Origin of the sequence: Campylobacter concisus (assembly GCF_003048775.2) — a bacterium.
Lineage (GTDB): Bacteria > Campylobacterota > Campylobacteria > Campylobacterales > Campylobacteraceae > Campylobacter_A > Campylobacter_A concisus_I.
Window position 1 is genome coordinate 156,650 of record NZ_CP049272.1, and the last position, 15,913, is coordinate 172,562.

The 15,913-nt window shown below is 29.9% G+C and carries 15 protein-coding genes; all 15 read left to right on the forward strand.

Annotation, left to right across the window (positions count from 1 at the left end):
- The first annotated feature begins 3 nt into the window (after positions 1 to 3).
- The 15 genes from CVT17_RS00690 (at position 4) to CVT17_RS00760 (ending at position 15,838) form a co-directional block, all read left to right on the forward strand.
- Positions 4 to 1,059 carry a GDP-L-fucose synthase family protein gene (locus tag CVT17_RS00690; RefSeq protein WP_103582087.1) on the forward strand — a complete coding sequence of 352 codons (1,056 nt, stop codon included), beginning with the start codon at positions 4 to 6 and terminating at the stop codon, positions 1,057 to 1,059.
- Entirely contained in the window at positions 1,049 to 2,356 is a 1,308-nt protein-coding gene (locus CVT17_RS00695; RefSeq protein ID WP_230853299.1) for a flippase, read from the forward strand. The genes CVT17_RS00690 and CVT17_RS00695 overlap by 11 nt, the downstream gene beginning before the upstream one ends.
- The gene (locus CVT17_RS00700; protein WP_107769914.1) at positions 2,317 to 3,306 is read left to right on the forward strand and encodes a radical SAM protein; all 990 of its coding nucleotides are present in this window, start codon (positions 2,317 to 2,319) and stop codon (positions 3,304 to 3,306) included. The genes CVT17_RS00695 and CVT17_RS00700 overlap by 40 nt, the downstream gene beginning before the upstream one ends.
- A gap of 18 nt (positions 3,307 to 3,324) precedes the next feature.
- Entirely contained in the window at positions 3,325 to 4,056 is a 732-nt protein-coding gene (locus CVT17_RS00705; RefSeq protein ID WP_107769913.1) for an FkbM family methyltransferase, read from the forward strand.
- Positions 4,057 to 4,118: 62 nt separating this feature from the next.
- A complete protein-coding gene (asnB, locus tag CVT17_RS00710; protein ID WP_107858394.1) occupies positions 4,119 to 5,978 on the forward strand; it encodes an asparagine synthase (glutamine-hydrolyzing) in 1,860 nt (619 codons plus the stop codon).
- A complete protein-coding gene (locus tag CVT17_RS09440; RefSeq protein ID WP_107769911.1) occupies positions 5,965 to 7,584 on the forward strand; it encodes a glycosyltransferase in 1,620 nt (539 codons plus the stop codon). Before asnB ends, CVT17_RS09440 begins: the two co-directional genes overlap by 14 nt.
- Positions 7,581 to 8,360: a class I SAM-dependent methyltransferase gene (locus CVT17_RS00720; protein ID WP_107769910.1), complete on the forward strand. Its 780-nt coding sequence runs from the start codon at positions 7,581 to 7,583 to the stop codon at positions 8,358 to 8,360. The genes CVT17_RS09440 and CVT17_RS00720 overlap by 4 nt, the downstream gene beginning before the upstream one ends.
- On the forward strand, positions 8,357 to 9,274 hold the full coding sequence (locus CVT17_RS00725; protein WP_107858395.1) for an NAD-dependent epimerase/dehydratase family protein: 918 nt from the start codon (positions 8,357 to 8,359) through the stop codon (positions 9,272 to 9,274). Before CVT17_RS00720 ends, CVT17_RS00725 begins: the two co-directional genes overlap by 4 nt.
- Positions 9,267 to 10,421, forward strand: coding sequence for a glycosyltransferase family 4 protein (locus CVT17_RS00730; protein WP_107858396.1), 1,155 nt, complete (start codon positions 9,267 to 9,269; stop codon positions 10,419 to 10,421). The genes CVT17_RS00725 and CVT17_RS00730 overlap by 8 nt, the downstream gene beginning before the upstream one ends.
- A complete protein-coding gene (locus tag CVT17_RS00735; protein WP_199906059.1) occupies positions 10,408 to 11,223 on the forward strand; it encodes a glycosyltransferase family 2 protein in 816 nt (271 codons plus the stop codon). Before CVT17_RS00730 ends, CVT17_RS00735 begins: the two co-directional genes overlap by 14 nt.
- Positions 11,210 to 12,001: an FkbM family methyltransferase gene (locus CVT17_RS00740; RefSeq protein WP_159070924.1), complete on the forward strand. Its 792-nt coding sequence runs from the start codon at positions 11,210 to 11,212 to the stop codon at positions 11,999 to 12,001. The genes CVT17_RS00735 and CVT17_RS00740 overlap by 14 nt, the downstream gene beginning before the upstream one ends.
- The gene (locus tag CVT17_RS00745; RefSeq protein WP_180998614.1) at positions 11,985 to 12,920 is read left to right on the forward strand and encodes an acyltransferase family protein; all 936 of its coding nucleotides are present in this window, start codon (positions 11,985 to 11,987) and stop codon (positions 12,918 to 12,920) included. The genes CVT17_RS00740 and CVT17_RS00745 overlap by 17 nt, the downstream gene beginning before the upstream one ends.
- A gap of 79 nt (positions 12,921 to 12,999) precedes the next feature.
- A complete protein-coding gene (locus tag CVT17_RS00750; protein ID WP_199906058.1) occupies positions 13,000 to 13,938 on the forward strand; it encodes a glycosyltransferase family 4 protein in 939 nt (312 codons plus the stop codon).
- The gene (locus tag CVT17_RS00755; RefSeq protein WP_107769908.1) at positions 13,935 to 15,086 is read left to right on the forward strand and encodes a glycosyltransferase family 4 protein; all 1,152 of its coding nucleotides are present in this window, start codon (positions 13,935 to 13,937) and stop codon (positions 15,084 to 15,086) included. Before CVT17_RS00750 ends, CVT17_RS00755 begins: the two co-directional genes overlap by 4 nt.
- Positions 15,083 to 15,838, forward strand: a complete 756-nt coding sequence (locus CVT17_RS00760; protein WP_107769907.1) for a glycosyltransferase family 2 protein — start codon at positions 15,083 to 15,085, stop codon at positions 15,836 to 15,838. Before CVT17_RS00755 ends, CVT17_RS00760 begins: the two co-directional genes overlap by 4 nt.
- Positions 15,839 to 15,913: the final 75 nt, after the last annotated feature.

Here is a 15,913-nt window from a genome sequence, read left to right on the forward strand (position 1 = left end):
AAAATGGATAAAAATAGCAAAATTTATGTAGCAGGACACAAGGGTCTAGTAGGCTCTGCTATAGTGAAAAATTTAAAATCAAAGGGCTATGAAAATATAATCACAAGAACTCATAGCGAGCTTGAACTTATAGATCAAAAGGCAGTTTGTGAGTTTTTTGAAAAAGAAAAGCCTGAGTACGTGGTGCTAGCTGCTGCAAAGGTCGGTGGAATAGTGGCCAATAGCACTTATAGGGCTGATTTTATATATGAAAATTTACAAATTCAAAATAATGTGATCCACCAAAGCTATGTACATAAGGTAAAAAAACTATTATTTCTGGGAAGTACTTGTATATATCCTAAAAATGCTCCACAACCAATGAGTGAAGATGCACTTTTGACATCTCCACTTGAATACACAAATGAGCCATATGCGATCGCTAAAATAGCCGGGATGAAGATGTGTGAGAGCTATAATCTGCAGTACAGTACAAATTTTATATCTGTTATGCCTACAAATTTATATGGTCCAAATGATAACTTTGATCTAGAAACCTCACATGTGTTGCCGGCGCTTATAAGAAAGATACACCTAGCAAAACTTTTAAGCGAAGAAAAATTTGATGCAGTGATAAAAGATCTAAAAGTAAAAGATCTAAATGAAGCTATGGCTTATCTTAGTAAATTTGGTATTTCAAAAGACAGAGTAGAAATTTGGGGCACAGGAGAGCCTAGACGAGAGTTTCTATATTCAGAAGATATGGCTGATGCTTGCGTATTTTTGCTAGAAAATAGAGACTTTAAAGATACTCATGACAAAAATAGCAAAGAGATAAGAAATACGCATATAAATATAGGAACTGGCAAAGATATCTCTATAAAAGAGCTAGCAAATTTGGTTAAAAATATAATTTGCTTTAAAGGCGAGCTATATTTTAATGATAGTAAGCCTGATGGCACGATGCTAAAACTAACAGACCCTTCTAAGCTCCACTTTCTTGGCTGGAAGCATAAAGTAGAGCTTGAAGATGGAATAAAGGCGCTTTATGAGTGGTATTTGGAAATAAATGATAGATAAAATAATATCATTAAAAAATCATCAAGGCTTTATGAAGTATTTTAAAAATACATCATGGCTTTTTTTTGAAAAAATACTCCGTATTTTTGTTGGGCTTTTTATAGGGATTTGGGTGGCTAGATACTTGGGTCCTGAGAGGTTTGGACTTTTTTCATATGCTCAAAGCTTTGTAGGGCTTTTTGTTGCCATTGCTACGCTCGGACTTGATGGTATAGTAGTAAGGGAGCTAGTAAAGGATGAAAGTAGAACAAATGAGCTAATAGGTACTGCTTTTTACCTTAAGCTCATCGGTGCTATTTTGACGCTATTAGTTTTGGTAATTGCTACCCAGTTTACTTCAAATGATAGGTATACAAATTTATTAGTATTTATCATAGCTAGCGCTACTATATTTCAATCATTTAATGTAGTAGATATGTATTTTCAATCAAAAGTTTTATCAAAATATGTAGTATTTTCTAATATCATCTCTCTTTTTATAAGTAGTATAGTAAAGATTACACTCATTTTAATTAACGCTCCACTTGTAGCTTTTGCATGGGCTATCCTATTTGATAGTATAGTTTTGGCTTTAGGATTTATTTATTTTTTCTTGAAATATTCAATTTCTGAGATTAAAAAAATAAAATTTAATAAAACCATCGCTATATCTCTTCTAAAAGATAGCTGGCCACTTATCCTAAGTGGGGTTGTAATATCTATATATATGAAAATAGATCAGGTTATGATTCAAGATATTTTAGGAAGTGAAGCTGTTGGACAATATGCTGCGGCAACTAGATTAAGTGAAATTTGGTACTTTATACCCACTATTCTTGTTTCTAGTTTATTTCCCGCTATAGTAAACGCAAGAAAGCAGAGTGAAGAGTTATACTATAGTAGGCTTCAAAAGCTTTTTGATCTTGTGGTATGGATAGCTATTATAATAGCACTACCAATGACTTTTTTATCTGATATGATAGTGGATATACTTTATGGCAAACAATATAGTCAATCAGCAAGTGTATTGATGATACATATTTGGGCTTTTTTACCAGTTTGTTTCGGTGTTGTTTTAGGGCAATTTTATATAGTAGAGAATTTAAATTTTGATAACTTAATAAGAAATTTGATAGGAGTTTTTTTAAATGTAATTCTTAATTGCGTTTTTATTTGTAATTATGGAATTAAGGGCGCTGCGTATGCTTCTTTAATTTCATTTATTTATATATCCATGATTCATGCGCTAATAAGAAAACATTCTAGAAGGAATTTTAAATGTATGATAAAGTCGTTAATGTTTTTAAAAATAAATTAAGATATGTAATAAGAAAAATAAACGATATAAGGCTTTTAATCGCTCAAGTTGTATTAAACAAGGATATTATTCCTACTTCAATATATATAGAGCCAACAAATATCTGTAATGCAAATTGTATTTTTTGTGCATATCAATTTTATAAAGCACCAAAGAAAGTAATGGATTTGGATATGTTGGAAGTAATTTTAATCGAAGCTAAAAAACTTCAGATAAAAAGGTTAGATTTAACGCCATTTGCTGGTGATATACTTACAGATAAGAATATATTAGATAAAATTGAATTAATAAAAAAGTATAATTTTGAATCCGTTTGTACATATACAAATCTATTAAATTTGCATAAAATAGATGTTGATAGATTACTATTATCTGGTCTAACAGAAATTTATATTTCCGCTTCACCTTTAGATAAAGATTTGCATAAAAAGATTTTTAGAAATAATAAATATAATTATTTTTTAGACAATTTGGTACTAATATTAGACAAATTTAATAATAATCAACATAAGACTGTTAAAAAGATAAATATAGAGTTTAGATCAAATATTCCTTTGAAGCAATGTTTGGAGTTGCCCGATTATTTAAATAAGGTTAAAAATTTAATTAATAAGGATATTACCGTTGGTTCAATGCAAGTGTTTGATAGTTGGATGGGAGCAATAGACCAAAATGACCTTTTAGAAGGTATGTATATAGCTAAACAAAATGGGATTAAAAGAATACCTTGTAGTAGGTTAAATAATATTCAAATACTGTCCAATGGTGATATAAGGGTATGTGGATGCAGATTTAATAATCAAGCCAAAGAAGATATATTTTTATTAGGAAATATAAAAGACATATCTATATATAAAGCATATAATTCGGAAAAAGTAAGAAATATAAAGAAAAAATTTATAATAGGTGATCCGCCCATAGAATGCCAAAAATGCTCATGGTATTCATAAATATAAAAAGGATTAAAAATGCTAAAAAAAAATATTATAAAATTTTTACCAAAAGCAGTAAAAGAAAAAATTATTGAGTTTAGAAATAATAATTTAGACGGGTATGCTATAAAGTCATATTCTCAAGAGGGTGAAGATATGATTTTGAAAAGGTTGTTCGGAGGACAGAAATTTGGTTTTTATGTAGATGTAGGCGCCCATCATCCCAAGCGTTTTTCAAATACATATTATTTTTATAAAAAAGGATGGAGTGGTATTAATATAGATGCCATGCCAGGGAGTATGATTGCTTTTGATAAATTTCGTCCAAGAGATATAAATATAGAAAAGCCAATATCTGACAAAAAACAAATTTTAACCTACTACGCCTTTAATGAACCTGCTTTAAATACTTTTTCAAAGGAGCTAGCAGTAGAGTATGAAAAGGAAAATTATTTTATAAAATTTACAAGAGATATTGAAACTACAACACTTGAGGATATTCTTGATAGAAATTTACCAAGAAACCAGGATATAGATTTTTTATCAGTAGACGTTGAAGGGCTGGATCTTATGGTCTTAAGATCAAATAACTTTGAAAAATACAAACCAAAAATAGTTTTGATAGAAATTCTAGGAAATAGCTTTAGTGAAATTGAAAACAATAAAATAGCTGATTATTTAAGGCAATATGGCTATTCTATCTTTGCAAAGACTGTTAATACTGTATTTTTTGTAAACAATAGTTTTAAAAAAGATAAGCTTTTATAGACTTGTAGTTTAATATTTGTATTGGTTTATAAGATAATTATATGAAGGATCTGTAAAAGTATATGTGTGGAATATTAGGAACGATACCATCTTCAAATGAAACTAAATTTAAAAGTGCGTTAAATAGATTAGAGCATAGGGGTCCTGATGGTTTTGGGATAGAAACAATTGAAAATAGTATTACATTGGGACATAGAAGACTGGCTATTGTGGATTTGTCAGATGGCGCTCATCAGCCAATGTATGATAAAACAAAAAGATACTGTGTAATTTTTAATGGTGAGATATATAATTTTTTGGAAATTAAGAAAGAGTTAGAAGCAAAAGGGCATGCATTTTGTTCATCATCGGATACAGAAGTTTTGCTTTATTCTTATATAGAGTGGGGTGAAGAGTGTGTCTTAAAATTTAATGGAATGTGGGCTTTTGCTATATGGGATAATCAAAAAAAAGAGCTTTTTTTATCCAGAGATAGATTTGGTAAAAAACCACTTTTTTATGCCTCAACTGATGGTAAATTTATATTTGCCTCAGAAATGAAGGCCATCTATCCATTTTTAAAAGAAATAAGACCATCACAAGATTTTCACTGGATGAAAGATAATATTTTTTCATATGAAGCAACTGAAAAATGTTTGATAGATGGAATTAAAAGATTTCCGTTTGGACATAATGGAATTTATAAAAATGGAAATTTAAAAATAAAAAGATATTGGAACACGCTTGATAATATTGTGGAGCCACCAAAAACATATGATGCTCAAGTAGAGCGATTTAGGGAATTGTTTTTAGACGCTTGTAAGATTAGGATGAGAGCAGATGTATCCATAGGAACAGCCCTTAGTGGAGGGCTTGATAGTAGTGCAACTATTTCAGCTATGGCTCATCTATCAAAATCTTATGTTGATTATGGCAAGAATGACTGGCAACATGCTTTTGTTGCATCTTTTCCAGGTACTCCACTTGATGAATCACATTTTGCAAAAATAGTTGTTGATCATATAGGAATTGAAGCTACCTATATAAACATTGAGCCTCTTAAGTATTGGGATAACCTAGAAAAATATTTTTATATGTTTGAGGATTTATATATAACTAGCCCGATACCAATGATGGCTACATATGGAGCTGTAAAAAAACATGGAACGACAGTGACATTAGATGGGCATGGAGCAGATGAGCTTTTTAGTGGCTATGGACATTTAGTTGAAGCCTTATGGAATAGTAAATTTTCGATAAAAAATAGTATTGACATACTTAATACCTATCAAGAGACATTGGGTAATGGAACACAGTTTGATAGGAATAGTAATTTTAATATATATGTTAAATTTATGATAAAGAAAATAGCAAAAATAATTTTTGGAAAAGAAATTAGGTCAAAAGATGCCAACCATAAAAATTTTAAAAAACTTGATAGCTTTTCTCAGCAACTATATATAATTTTTCATGAAACAATATTGCCAACCTTGCTTAGGAATTATGATAGGTATTCTATGACAAATAGCGTAGAGATAAGGATGCCTTTTATGGATCACAGGATCGTCTCTTTTGTAACCTCTTTGCCGTATTCTAGTAAATTTGGAAATGGCTATACAAAAAAGCTCATAAGAGATGCCATAGATCCTTATATGCCAAAAGAGATAACATGGAGAAAGTCTAAGATTGGATTTAACTCTCCAATAGTTGATTGGATGCAGGGTGATTTAAAGGAATGGTTTTTGGATACGGTTCACGAAAAAGGCTTTATGGAATCTAGCTTGATAGACAATCCATCTGATCTTCAAAGTCAAATTTTGAGTATCGTAAATAAAAATACAAATAGCTATGTGTTGGCTGAAAATTCTTGGAAGAATTTAACACCATATATTTGGGAAAAAGCAATTAAAAAATTTGGAGCCGGCAATAATGCAACAAATTGATATAAAATCGTATAATTTAGCACCAATAGTGCTATTTGTCTATAATAGATTAGATCATACAAAGCAGACTATAGAAGCTTTGCAAAAAAATGAAATTTCAAACAAAAGTGATCTTTTTATATATTCTGATGCGGCTAAAAACGAAGGGTCAAAACAAAAAGTAGCAGAGGTAAGAGAATATATAAAAAGTATAAATGGATTTAAAAATATTACAATCATTGAAAGAGAAAAAAACTATGGTCTTGCAAATAGTATCATAGACGGTGTTACAAAAATTGTAAATGAATATGGCAAAATAATTGTTCTTGAGGATGACTTAATAACAAGTCCGAATTTTTTAAAGTTTATGAACGAGGCGTTGGAAATTTATAAAAATGAGGACAAAGTATACAGTGTTACTGGATATTCTTTTACTGATAATATATCGGATATCGAAAGTAGCTATTTTTTGAAACTTACTAGCTCTTGGAGCTGGGGTACTTGGGCGGATAGATGGCAACAATTTAAACGAGATAAAAAAGATCTGGAGCAAATTATCAGTAGCTCAATACAAGAAAAAAATATTTTTAACTTTGATGATTCTTATGATTATATCAGTATGGCTAAGATGCAGGTCTATGGGAAAATAGATTCGTGGGCGATTTATTGGTATCTATGTTTATTTAAACAACAAGGACTTACATTATATCCTGCTAAGAAGTTGGTGAAAAATATTGGGTTTGATGGAAGTGGAACTCATTGCTCTTTCTCAGAACATGAGGACGAACTAGTAAATTTTTATCCTAGTTTTACAAAAGATATTGTTGAAAAAACAATAAATAGAAATATAGTGTCTAGTATATTAAGAGAAAAAAATAAAACAACCATAAAAAGAAAAATAATAAATAAACTAAAAAAACATTTATCTCAAAAGCAAAAACAGATTTTATTAATACTATTTTCGAAGGCACAATTGCTCTTTCATAAAAAAGATATAGGCAAAAATACATATATTGATAAAACGGTTAATGTATTTGGATGGGAGAGTGTTAGTATTGGTTCAAATACCCTCATAGGAGAGTGGTCGTGGCTAAATGTAAATGGACGAATTAAGAATTTTAAACATATTAAAATAGGCGATTATTGTTATTTAGGACGGAGAAATCTTTTAAGTTCAAGTAAGGAGCTTATTATTAGTGATTATGTAATGACTAATAATGACTGTAAATTTCTTGGAAGTAATCATATATACAAGGATCCAATGGAGCCATATATAGCAACCGGAACAACAAATGACGATACATTAAAAATAGGGGCCAATGTTTGGATAGGTGCTGGCGTGATAGTCCTTGGAGCAGTTAGTGTAGGCCATGGCTCTATCATAGGTGCCGGAAGTATTGTTACAAAAGATATTCCGCCATTTAGCATTGCTGTTGGTAATCCTTGTAGGGCAATAAAAAGATTCGATTTTAAAACAAACCAATGGAGAAGAGTAGAAAATTTTGATATAAATTTAGAGAAACTTATGCCAAGCGAAGAAGAATATTTAAAAATATTACAAAAGAATAGGCCAAATATTAATATGCCTATAATGGCGGCTACTTCTAGATATGGGGATTTGATTTGAATTGTAAAATATGTAATGGTCCTACTAAGAAATTTGATAACGGCTTTATTTTAAATAAATATTATATTGACTACTTTCAATGTGAGAAGTGTGGTTTTGTGCAAACAGAGAGCCCATACTGGCTTAAAGAGTCTTATAGTGATGCTATTAGTGTATCTGATACTGGAGTTATGTCAAGAAATATTATTTTTTCCAAACTAGCTACTATTATGATGTCTTTGTGTGTAAATACAAAACGTGATTTTTTGGATTATGGCGGAGGATATGGCATTTTTACACGGATAATGCGTGATAATGGCTTTAATTTTTATTGGTATGATAAGTATGCTATAAATTTAGTTGCCAGAGGATTTGAAGGCAGCATATCTGAGAAAAAGTATGAAGCTATAACTTCTTTTGAAAATTTTGAACATTTTGAAAATCCGATAGAAGAAATAGAAAAAATATTTAGCTTAACAGATTTTGTACTCTTCTCAACAGAACTAATAACGGTACCTGCACCATCCACTAATAACTGGTGGTATTATTGTCTTGAACATGGACAACATATATCTATATTTTCGAATAAAACATTAGAGTATATAGCTAAAAAGTATGGTTATAATCTTATAAGCAATGGAAGAAATTTACATATATTTTCTAAAAAAAAATTAAATAACAGGATATTTTTATTGGAGAAAATCATTAGAAAGTTAAAGCTTGAAAATTTTTTTAAGAAAAAGCCAAAAACAGATAGCGATATGAATATGATGATTGAAAAGATGAAAATGGTATGAAAAAAATATTAATTACTGGAGCCAAGGGTTTTTTAGGTTCAAGCATAGCAAATCATTTTAAAGCTCTAGGATATCAGACATATGGTATAGGACACGGCGGACTGTCTATAGAAGAGTCAAAAGAGATCGGGCTTGACTATTGGAAAAAGGATGATGTGTCGATAAAGTCAATTTTGGAATTCGAACAAGTCTTTGATGTTATAGTGCATTGTGGCGGTAGTGGCTCTGTCGGTTTTTCTGTTAAATGTCCATACGAAGATTTTAAAAAAACAGTAAATGGTACACTTGAAGTTTTAGAATATATGAGGGTGTACAACAATAATTCCCATCTTATCTACCCATCAAGTCCAGCGGTACAAGGCGAATGTGAGGATAAGCCGATTGTAGAAGAGTATTTTGGAAGACCAGTTTCTCCTTATGGGTATCATAAAAAAATAGCTGAGGACCTGTGTCAGAGTTATAGCGAAAAATTTGATTTAAATATTTCCATAGTAAGACTCTTTTCAGTATACGGAAATGGTCTTAAGAAGCAGTTACTTTGGGATGCTTGCCAAAAAATATTAGATAGTAGTAACGAAGCTGTCTTTTGGGGTACAGGGAAAGAGACAAGGGATTTTATACACATAAGTGATGTTTTGCGTTTAGTTGATATGTTGTTAAAAAAAGATGAGAAATTTTATATCATAAACGGTGGAACTGGTGTAAAGCATACCATAAAAGATGTAGTAGAAATGATAAGAAATCTAGTAAATCCAAATATTAATATAAAATTTAATAATCAAGAAAATGTTGGTAACCCAATATACTACTGGGCGGATACACACAAATTAGAGAAAAATGGCTTTAAGGCGGATAAAAATTTAAAACAAGAGATAATAAACTATGTAGAGTGGATAAAGAGGCTAGATGATTAAAGTTGGATTTATAGGTTGCGTTTCAAAAGAGTGGATGGGTGGATTAAACTATTTTAAAAACTTGCTTTTTGCTATAAATTCTGTAGAAAAAAAAGAGCTTGAAGTATTTGTTTTTGTTGGTAAAAAAATAGATATAGAAACAAAAAGAATGTTTCAAGAATATGCAACTGTAATAGAAGATAGCGTATTTGACAGAAAAAGTATAAAATGGTTTCTTAGTAAAATAGAAAAAAAAATATTTAAAACGAATATTTTGCTCGAAAATATCCTTAAAAAACATAATATACAAATACTTTCTCACGCAGCTATAACAAATTTAAAAAATGTAAAAACTATAAATTGGATACCTGATTTTCAACATATTCATTTACCTCAAATGTTTTCTGAAAAAGAGATACGAAATAGGAATAATGATTTTTTAAAGTTAATAAGAGATAGTGATCTAATTGTTCTTAGTAGTTTTGATGCATTAAAAGATATGAAAAAATTTGCACCTAATTATGAAGACAAGGCAAGAGTTTTGCAATTTGTTTCGCAACCAAATAGTAGATATTTTGAACTAGGTGAACATGATAAAAGTTTGTTATTGCAAAAGTATGAAATAAAAGATGATTTTTTTTATATACCAAATCAATTTTGGAAGCATAAGAATCACATGATGATATTTGAAGCCATTAGTGAATTAAAAAAAGATGGCATTGAGATTAATATTGTTTGTACTGGGTATCTAGGTGATTATAGAAATAAAACATATATTGATGATACAAGGGAATTTATAAAATCAAATAATCTTGAAGACAATATAAAACTTTTGGGACTCGTGGATTATGAAGATGTTTTTGCATTGATTAAATTCTCAAAAGCAGTAATAAATCCATCTTTGTTTGAGGGTTGGAGTTCTACCGTCGAAGAGTGTAAAAGTGTAGGAAAAAATATGATCTTGTCTGATTTGGATGTGCATAAAGAACAATATCCAAACGCAGCTTTTTTTAAAAGAGATAGTATTGAGTCTTTAAAAGAAGTACTAAAATTTTATAAGATAGAAAATGAGAGTAATGTAGAGCCATTAGAAGCAAGGACAAAAAAGTTTGCAAATATTTATGTATCAGTATGCAAAGAAGTTTTGAAAATGAATGAGAAAAAATAATAATAGAAAAGATAATTTTAACATGAATTATTTAGAAGCATCTAATAATAAGCCTATGATTTCTATCATAACAGTCGTTTTTAATGGTGAGAAATATTTAGAGCAAACTATTAAAAGTATCATAAATCAGACTTATAAAAATTTTGAATACATCATAATAGATGGTGGAAGTACTGATGGTACTTTAGAAATTATAAAAAAATATGAAGACAAAATATCATATTGGATTAGCGAAAAAGATAAGGGCATAAGCGATGCTTTTAATAAGGGTGTAATGGCTGCAAAAGGTGATTATATAAATTTTCAAGGTGATGGCGATGGGTTTTTATCTAGTGAAACTTTAGAAGAGATTTTTAAAGATATAAAGGTTGGAGAATTATCTATAATAAGCACAAGGATACAAAGAGTGGACGAAGATGGAAATAAAATTTATAGGTCTAAATTTGTAAAGAATTTTGATAAAAGATCACTGCTATTTAGGATGTCCTTGCCGCATCAGGGATTGTTTGTACCAAGGAGCTATTTTGAAAAATATGGACTTTTTGATCTAAATAATAAATTTTGTATGGACTATGAGCATTTGCTTCGAAGTTATCGAAATTTTCCAAGCGTTATAACTAAAGATATCGTTTCTGCCAGATGGCGAGATGACGGCATTGGGAATGGAAGAACTCTGGAGATATTTAAAGAGTATGATAAGATAAAAAGAGATAATAAAGTAGCCAGTGCATTAGTTTTGGATCTAATTAAATATTGGATTTTATTTAAATACTATGTCAAAAGGTTTATTGGGAGATCATGAAATGCTAAATGTATTAAAATATATATGGAATAAAAATAATGGTATATATAAAATAAAATATTTGTTTATTGGCATATCTTTTCAAATTTTTAAAAGATTATCAAAAAAGATAATATCAAAGACCATTTTTAATGGCAAAAATATTTTTTTATATCCTAATTGCAATGTGTCGAGCATGTATGCATATACCGATATACCAGATAGAGAAGAAATTTTACTATTAAGAGAATTTGCAAAGCAAAACAATTGCCAGAAATGCGGTAAAACTATATTTTTAGATATTGGTGCAAATATTGGTTCCTATAGTATCTCAATGATGGATGTTTGTGATAGTATTATAGCCTTTGAGCCACATCCATATACTTCCAAAAGATGTAAAATAAATTTTTTGCTAAATAATTTGGACGAAACACTTGTAAAACAATTGGCTCTATCAGATAGTATAGGTAGTGTTCATTTCTCAGATTATGGCGGGAGTTCAACTGTAAATCATATAATTCAAACGGAAGATGGCATAGAGGTACAAGCAATAACATTAGATAAATTTATCGTTGATAATAATTTTGCCCAAGATGATAGATATATAATAAAAATAGATGTTGAAGGCTTCGAAGAACAAGTGCTAAAGGGAGGAAGGAACTTTTTTACACAATATAATGTTCAAGCTATTGTATTTGAATGTTTTTCTCAAAATAGAGTATTTAATATATTAAAAACGTATGGTTTTACAGAAATTAAAAAATTAAGTGAGAATAACTATTGTGCAACAAAGAGTTGAATGGGTTGATACTTTAAAATTCATAGGAATATTGTCGGTTATATTAGGTCATATAAATTTCCCACTAAATGGCTTCATATATACTTGGCATATGCCGCTGTTTTTTATGGTCTCTGGCTTTTTTATAAAATTTGAAACCCATTTTAAAGATTTTGTAGTTAAAAATTTTAAAAGATTAATGATCCCATACTTTATTTTTTCTATTGTTGGTCTTTTTATAGAGATACTAAAAAGATATCTGCTACATAGAGAGGCTCTAGATTATACACATGAGATCAAGGGAATTTTTATAGATATGGATTTCGCTGGACTTTGCAACACCTATGCTTTCGTGCTATGGTTTTTGCCAGCACTATTTTTTTCAAGAGTATTTTTATATTTGATAAAAAATAAAATACCTAGCTTGCTCTTACAATCACTTGTAGTTGTATTTTTATTTATGGCTAGCTTTTATATCGATCTCCCATTTGGGATTGATAATGCCCTTAACTCATTTATGTTTGTCTATGTGGGGAATATTATTTTTGAAAAAAGATTGCCTAATATATTGGTTTTGCTGTCTTTTACAGTGCTTGTGGCGATCTATCTTTTTGGATTTAACTTAAATTTGGACATGGCAAGTAAGGTTTATTCTAACAAATTTTTAAATGTGATTTGGACTGTCTCTTTCGTCTATGGGCTTATTTTTTGCATAAAAAATATAAGATTAAATAGTAAATTTATCAAAATATGGGGCAGCAACACCATGCTACTTTTTATACTGCACCCATATACTAACAATATCGCTCACATAGTTGTTCAAAAGGCTTTACAATCTGATTACTGGTTGTTTAAATTTATTATTTCTATAGTGTTACTATCTCTTGTAATTTTTATTAAAGAGAAAAATAAAAATTGGTTGGTTTTTAAATATGTATGATTATTTGATAATTACACATATACCAGCTTTTTACAAAGTAAATTTATATAATGAACTGGCAAAAAGATTAAAGATATTTGTGATATTTATCTCATCGGATACTTCAGAAAAACGCTCAAATAATTTTTCTAGCGTAAATGATGTATTGTTTGATTATGAGGTTTTATATCAAGGAAATTTTCAAACAAGAAAAATTTTTAAAAATATACTGGCTATTCAAACCATACTCAGCAGAGTAAAATTTAAGAAGATTTTGGTTAGCGGATGGGATTTGCCAGAATTTTGGTATATAGCTTTTATGAGCAAAAAAGGCAAAAATTGCCTGGCTCTTGAGTCAACTGTCTTTGAAAGTAGTTATAAGGGATTAAAGGGTTTTATAAAAAAGATCTTTTTGTCAAGGATTTCTACTGTTTTTGCCTCTGGTAGCTTGCATTATGATTTGCTAAAAGCATTAAAATTTCAAGGAGAAGTAAAAGTCACAAATGGTGTTGGCATTATAAACAAACCAGAATTTATAAAAACTCAAAAGAAATTTAGTGGTAGATTTTTATATATTGGCAGGATTGTGGATATCAAAAATTTAAAATTTATAGTAGAGATTTTTAATGCTATGCCAAATTTTACCCTCACTATTATCGGTGTTGGGGAGCAGCAGGAGTTTTTGCAGTCTATTTCAAATAAAAATATAATCTTTAGAGGAGCTGTAGAAAATAAATTTATGGGTAACGAATTTGCCAAAAACGATGTTTTCATTTTACCTAGTTTGATCGAACCTTGGGGGTTGGTGGTAGAGGAGGCGTTGTATTTTGGACTACCGGTTTTGGTAAGCGATCGTTGCGGATCTTCTGAATTAATCAAAAATGGTATAAATGGCTTTGTGTTTGATCCTGCTAACAAAAATAGTCTTACGCAAATAATAAGAAATTTTGACGATACATTATTGCAAAATTTATGTAGCAATGCTGATAGCTATGATATTAATGCCAAAGATATACAGCAAATAAGCTCATACTTATGAAAATTCTAATAATCCACAATAAATACCAATCAAAGAATATTGGCGGTGAGGATATTGTTTATAAAAATGAGCTAAACGCCTTGCGCAAAAAGCTGGGATGTGAAAATGTTTTTTACTATGAAGTCTCAAATGATGATATAAATAAATTTAAGCTTTTTTTTGAGATATGGTTTTCAAAAAAATATTACAAAGAGGTTAGAGAAATAATAAAAAAAAATGGTATTGAAATTGTTCATGTTCACAACTTTTTTCCGCTTCTTACGCCTGCTGTTTTTAAGGCAGCTAAAGATAGTAAAACAAAAGTGATCCATACTCTACATAATTATAGATTGTGGTGCATATCTGGGATCTTATATAGAGATGGTTTTGGTATTTGTGAAATTTGCATGCATAAAAAATTTTCTTTGTCTGGCATTTTAAATAGATGTTATAGAAAGTCGCTTTTGCAAAGTTTTGTGGCACAGCTAGCTTTTTGGTTTTATAAATTATCTGGGGTTTTTAAAAACATTGATTACTTTTTTGTTTTAACAAATTTTCAAAAAGATAAGATTAAAAGTCTTGGAGTAGACGGGGACAAGCTTATTTTAAAGCCAAATAGCTTACAAATGAGCTTTAATACGGAGACACAAAAATATGGCTATGTATATGTAGGGCGGATAGAAGAGTCAAAGGGAATTTTGAGGCTTTTAGAAATTTGGGATCGGCTGGACGAAAAGTATATTTTAACCATTGTTGGTGGCGGAGATATTGAAGCGCAGCTTAGACAAAAATATAAAAAGCCAAACATAATATTTAAAGGAAAGTGCTCAAGGGAAGAGACTATGACTATCGTCTCACATTCAAAGTATTTGTTGCAGCCATCACTTTTGTATGAGACTTTTGGTTTAACTATTATCGAAGCTATGAGTATAGGAGTGCCTGTTATAGGATATGATATAGGAACTCGTCAAGATTTTATAGAAGACGGCATAAATGGATTTTTAAGTAGGCCTGATGAGCTAAAAAGCGTGATAGAAAGATCATATGACTTTGAGAGCTACGATAGACTTTCAACGGCTGCAAAAGAGAGTGTAAAGCAATATGAAAATGAGTATGTTATTGAAAAGCAGATTGAAATTTATAAAAATATTCTGGAGAACAAAAATTGAAAATATCAATCATAACGGTAGTATGGAACAATGCAAAAACTATAAGAGATGCTATAAATTCTGTTTTAAATCAAAGCTATAAAGATGTAGAGTATATCGTTGTAGACGGAGCTAGTACTGACGGTACTATTGAGATAGTTCAAAGCTATGGCGATAAGATCAAATTTATCAGCGAAAAGGATAATGGTCTATACGATGCTATGAATAAAGGCATTAGGATGGCTACTGGGGATATTGTGGGTATATTAAATAGTGATGATTTTTATGCCAGTGATAAAATTTTACAAATAGTGGCTAATGAGTTTTTAAATAGTAATACCGATAGTGTATATGCAAATCTTGAATACGTATATGCAAATAATCCAAAAAAAGTTATAAGATATTGGAAGTCAAAAAAATATCAAGATAGCCTTTTTAGGTCCGGTTGGCATCCTGCACATCCTACCTTTTTTGTTAAAAGTGAAATTTATAAAAAATATGGAATGTTTGATCTTAGCTTTAAAATCGCCGCTGATTATGAGCTCATGTTAAGATTTTTTGAAAAATATAAGATCACAAGTAGCTATGTTGATGAGGTTTTTGTCAAAATGAGGATGGGTGGTGAAAGTAACAAAAGTATTAAAAATATTATAAAAGCAAATATTGAGTCATATAGAGCGTGGCAGGCCAATGGGCTTTATATAAATCCATTAATGTTTCTTCTAAAACCTTTTTCAAAGATAGTTCAGTTTATAAATAAATCATATGAGTAAAAGTATTTCTGCTCTAATGCTTGTCAAATATCGCTAGAATACCTTAAAACAAAAAGCTTATACATATTTCTTAAA

Excerpts from the sequence above, each read along its gene's own strand:
- CVT17_RS00690 (WP_103582087.1), top strand. The coding sequence starts at position 4 with ATGGATAAAAATAGCAAAATTTATGTAGCAGGACACAAGGGTCTAGTA.
- CVT17_RS00695 (WP_230853299.1), top strand. The coding sequence starts at position 1,049 with ATGATAGATAAAATAATATCATTAAAAAATCATCAAGGCTTTATGAAG.
- CVT17_RS00700 (WP_107769914.1), top strand. The coding sequence starts at position 2,317 with ATGTATGATAAAGTCGTTAATGTTTTTAAAAATAAATTAAGATATGTA.
- CVT17_RS00705 (WP_107769913.1), top strand. The coding sequence starts at position 3,325 with ATGCTAAAAAAAAATATTATAAAATTTTTACCAAAAGCAGTAAAAGAA.
- asnB (WP_107858394.1), top strand. The coding sequence starts at position 4,119 with ATGTGTGGAATATTAGGAACGATACCATCTTCAAATGAAACTAAATTT.
- CVT17_RS09440 (WP_107769911.1), top strand. The coding sequence starts at position 5,965 with ATGCAACAAATTGATATAAAATCGTATAATTTAGCACCAATAGTGCTA.
- CVT17_RS00725 (WP_107858395.1), top strand. The coding sequence starts at position 8,357 with ATGAAAAAAATATTAATTACTGGAGCCAAGGGTTTTTTAGGTTCAAGC.
- CVT17_RS00730 (WP_107858396.1), top strand. The coding sequence starts at position 9,267 with ATGATTAAAGTTGGATTTATAGGTTGCGTTTCAAAAGAGTGGATGGGT.
- CVT17_RS00735 (WP_199906059.1), top strand. The coding sequence starts at position 10,408 with ATGAGAAAAAATAATAATAGAAAAGATAATTTTAACATGAATTATTTA.
- CVT17_RS00755 (WP_107769908.1), top strand. The coding sequence starts at position 13,935 with ATGAAAATTCTAATAATCCACAATAAATACCAATCAAAGAATATTGGC.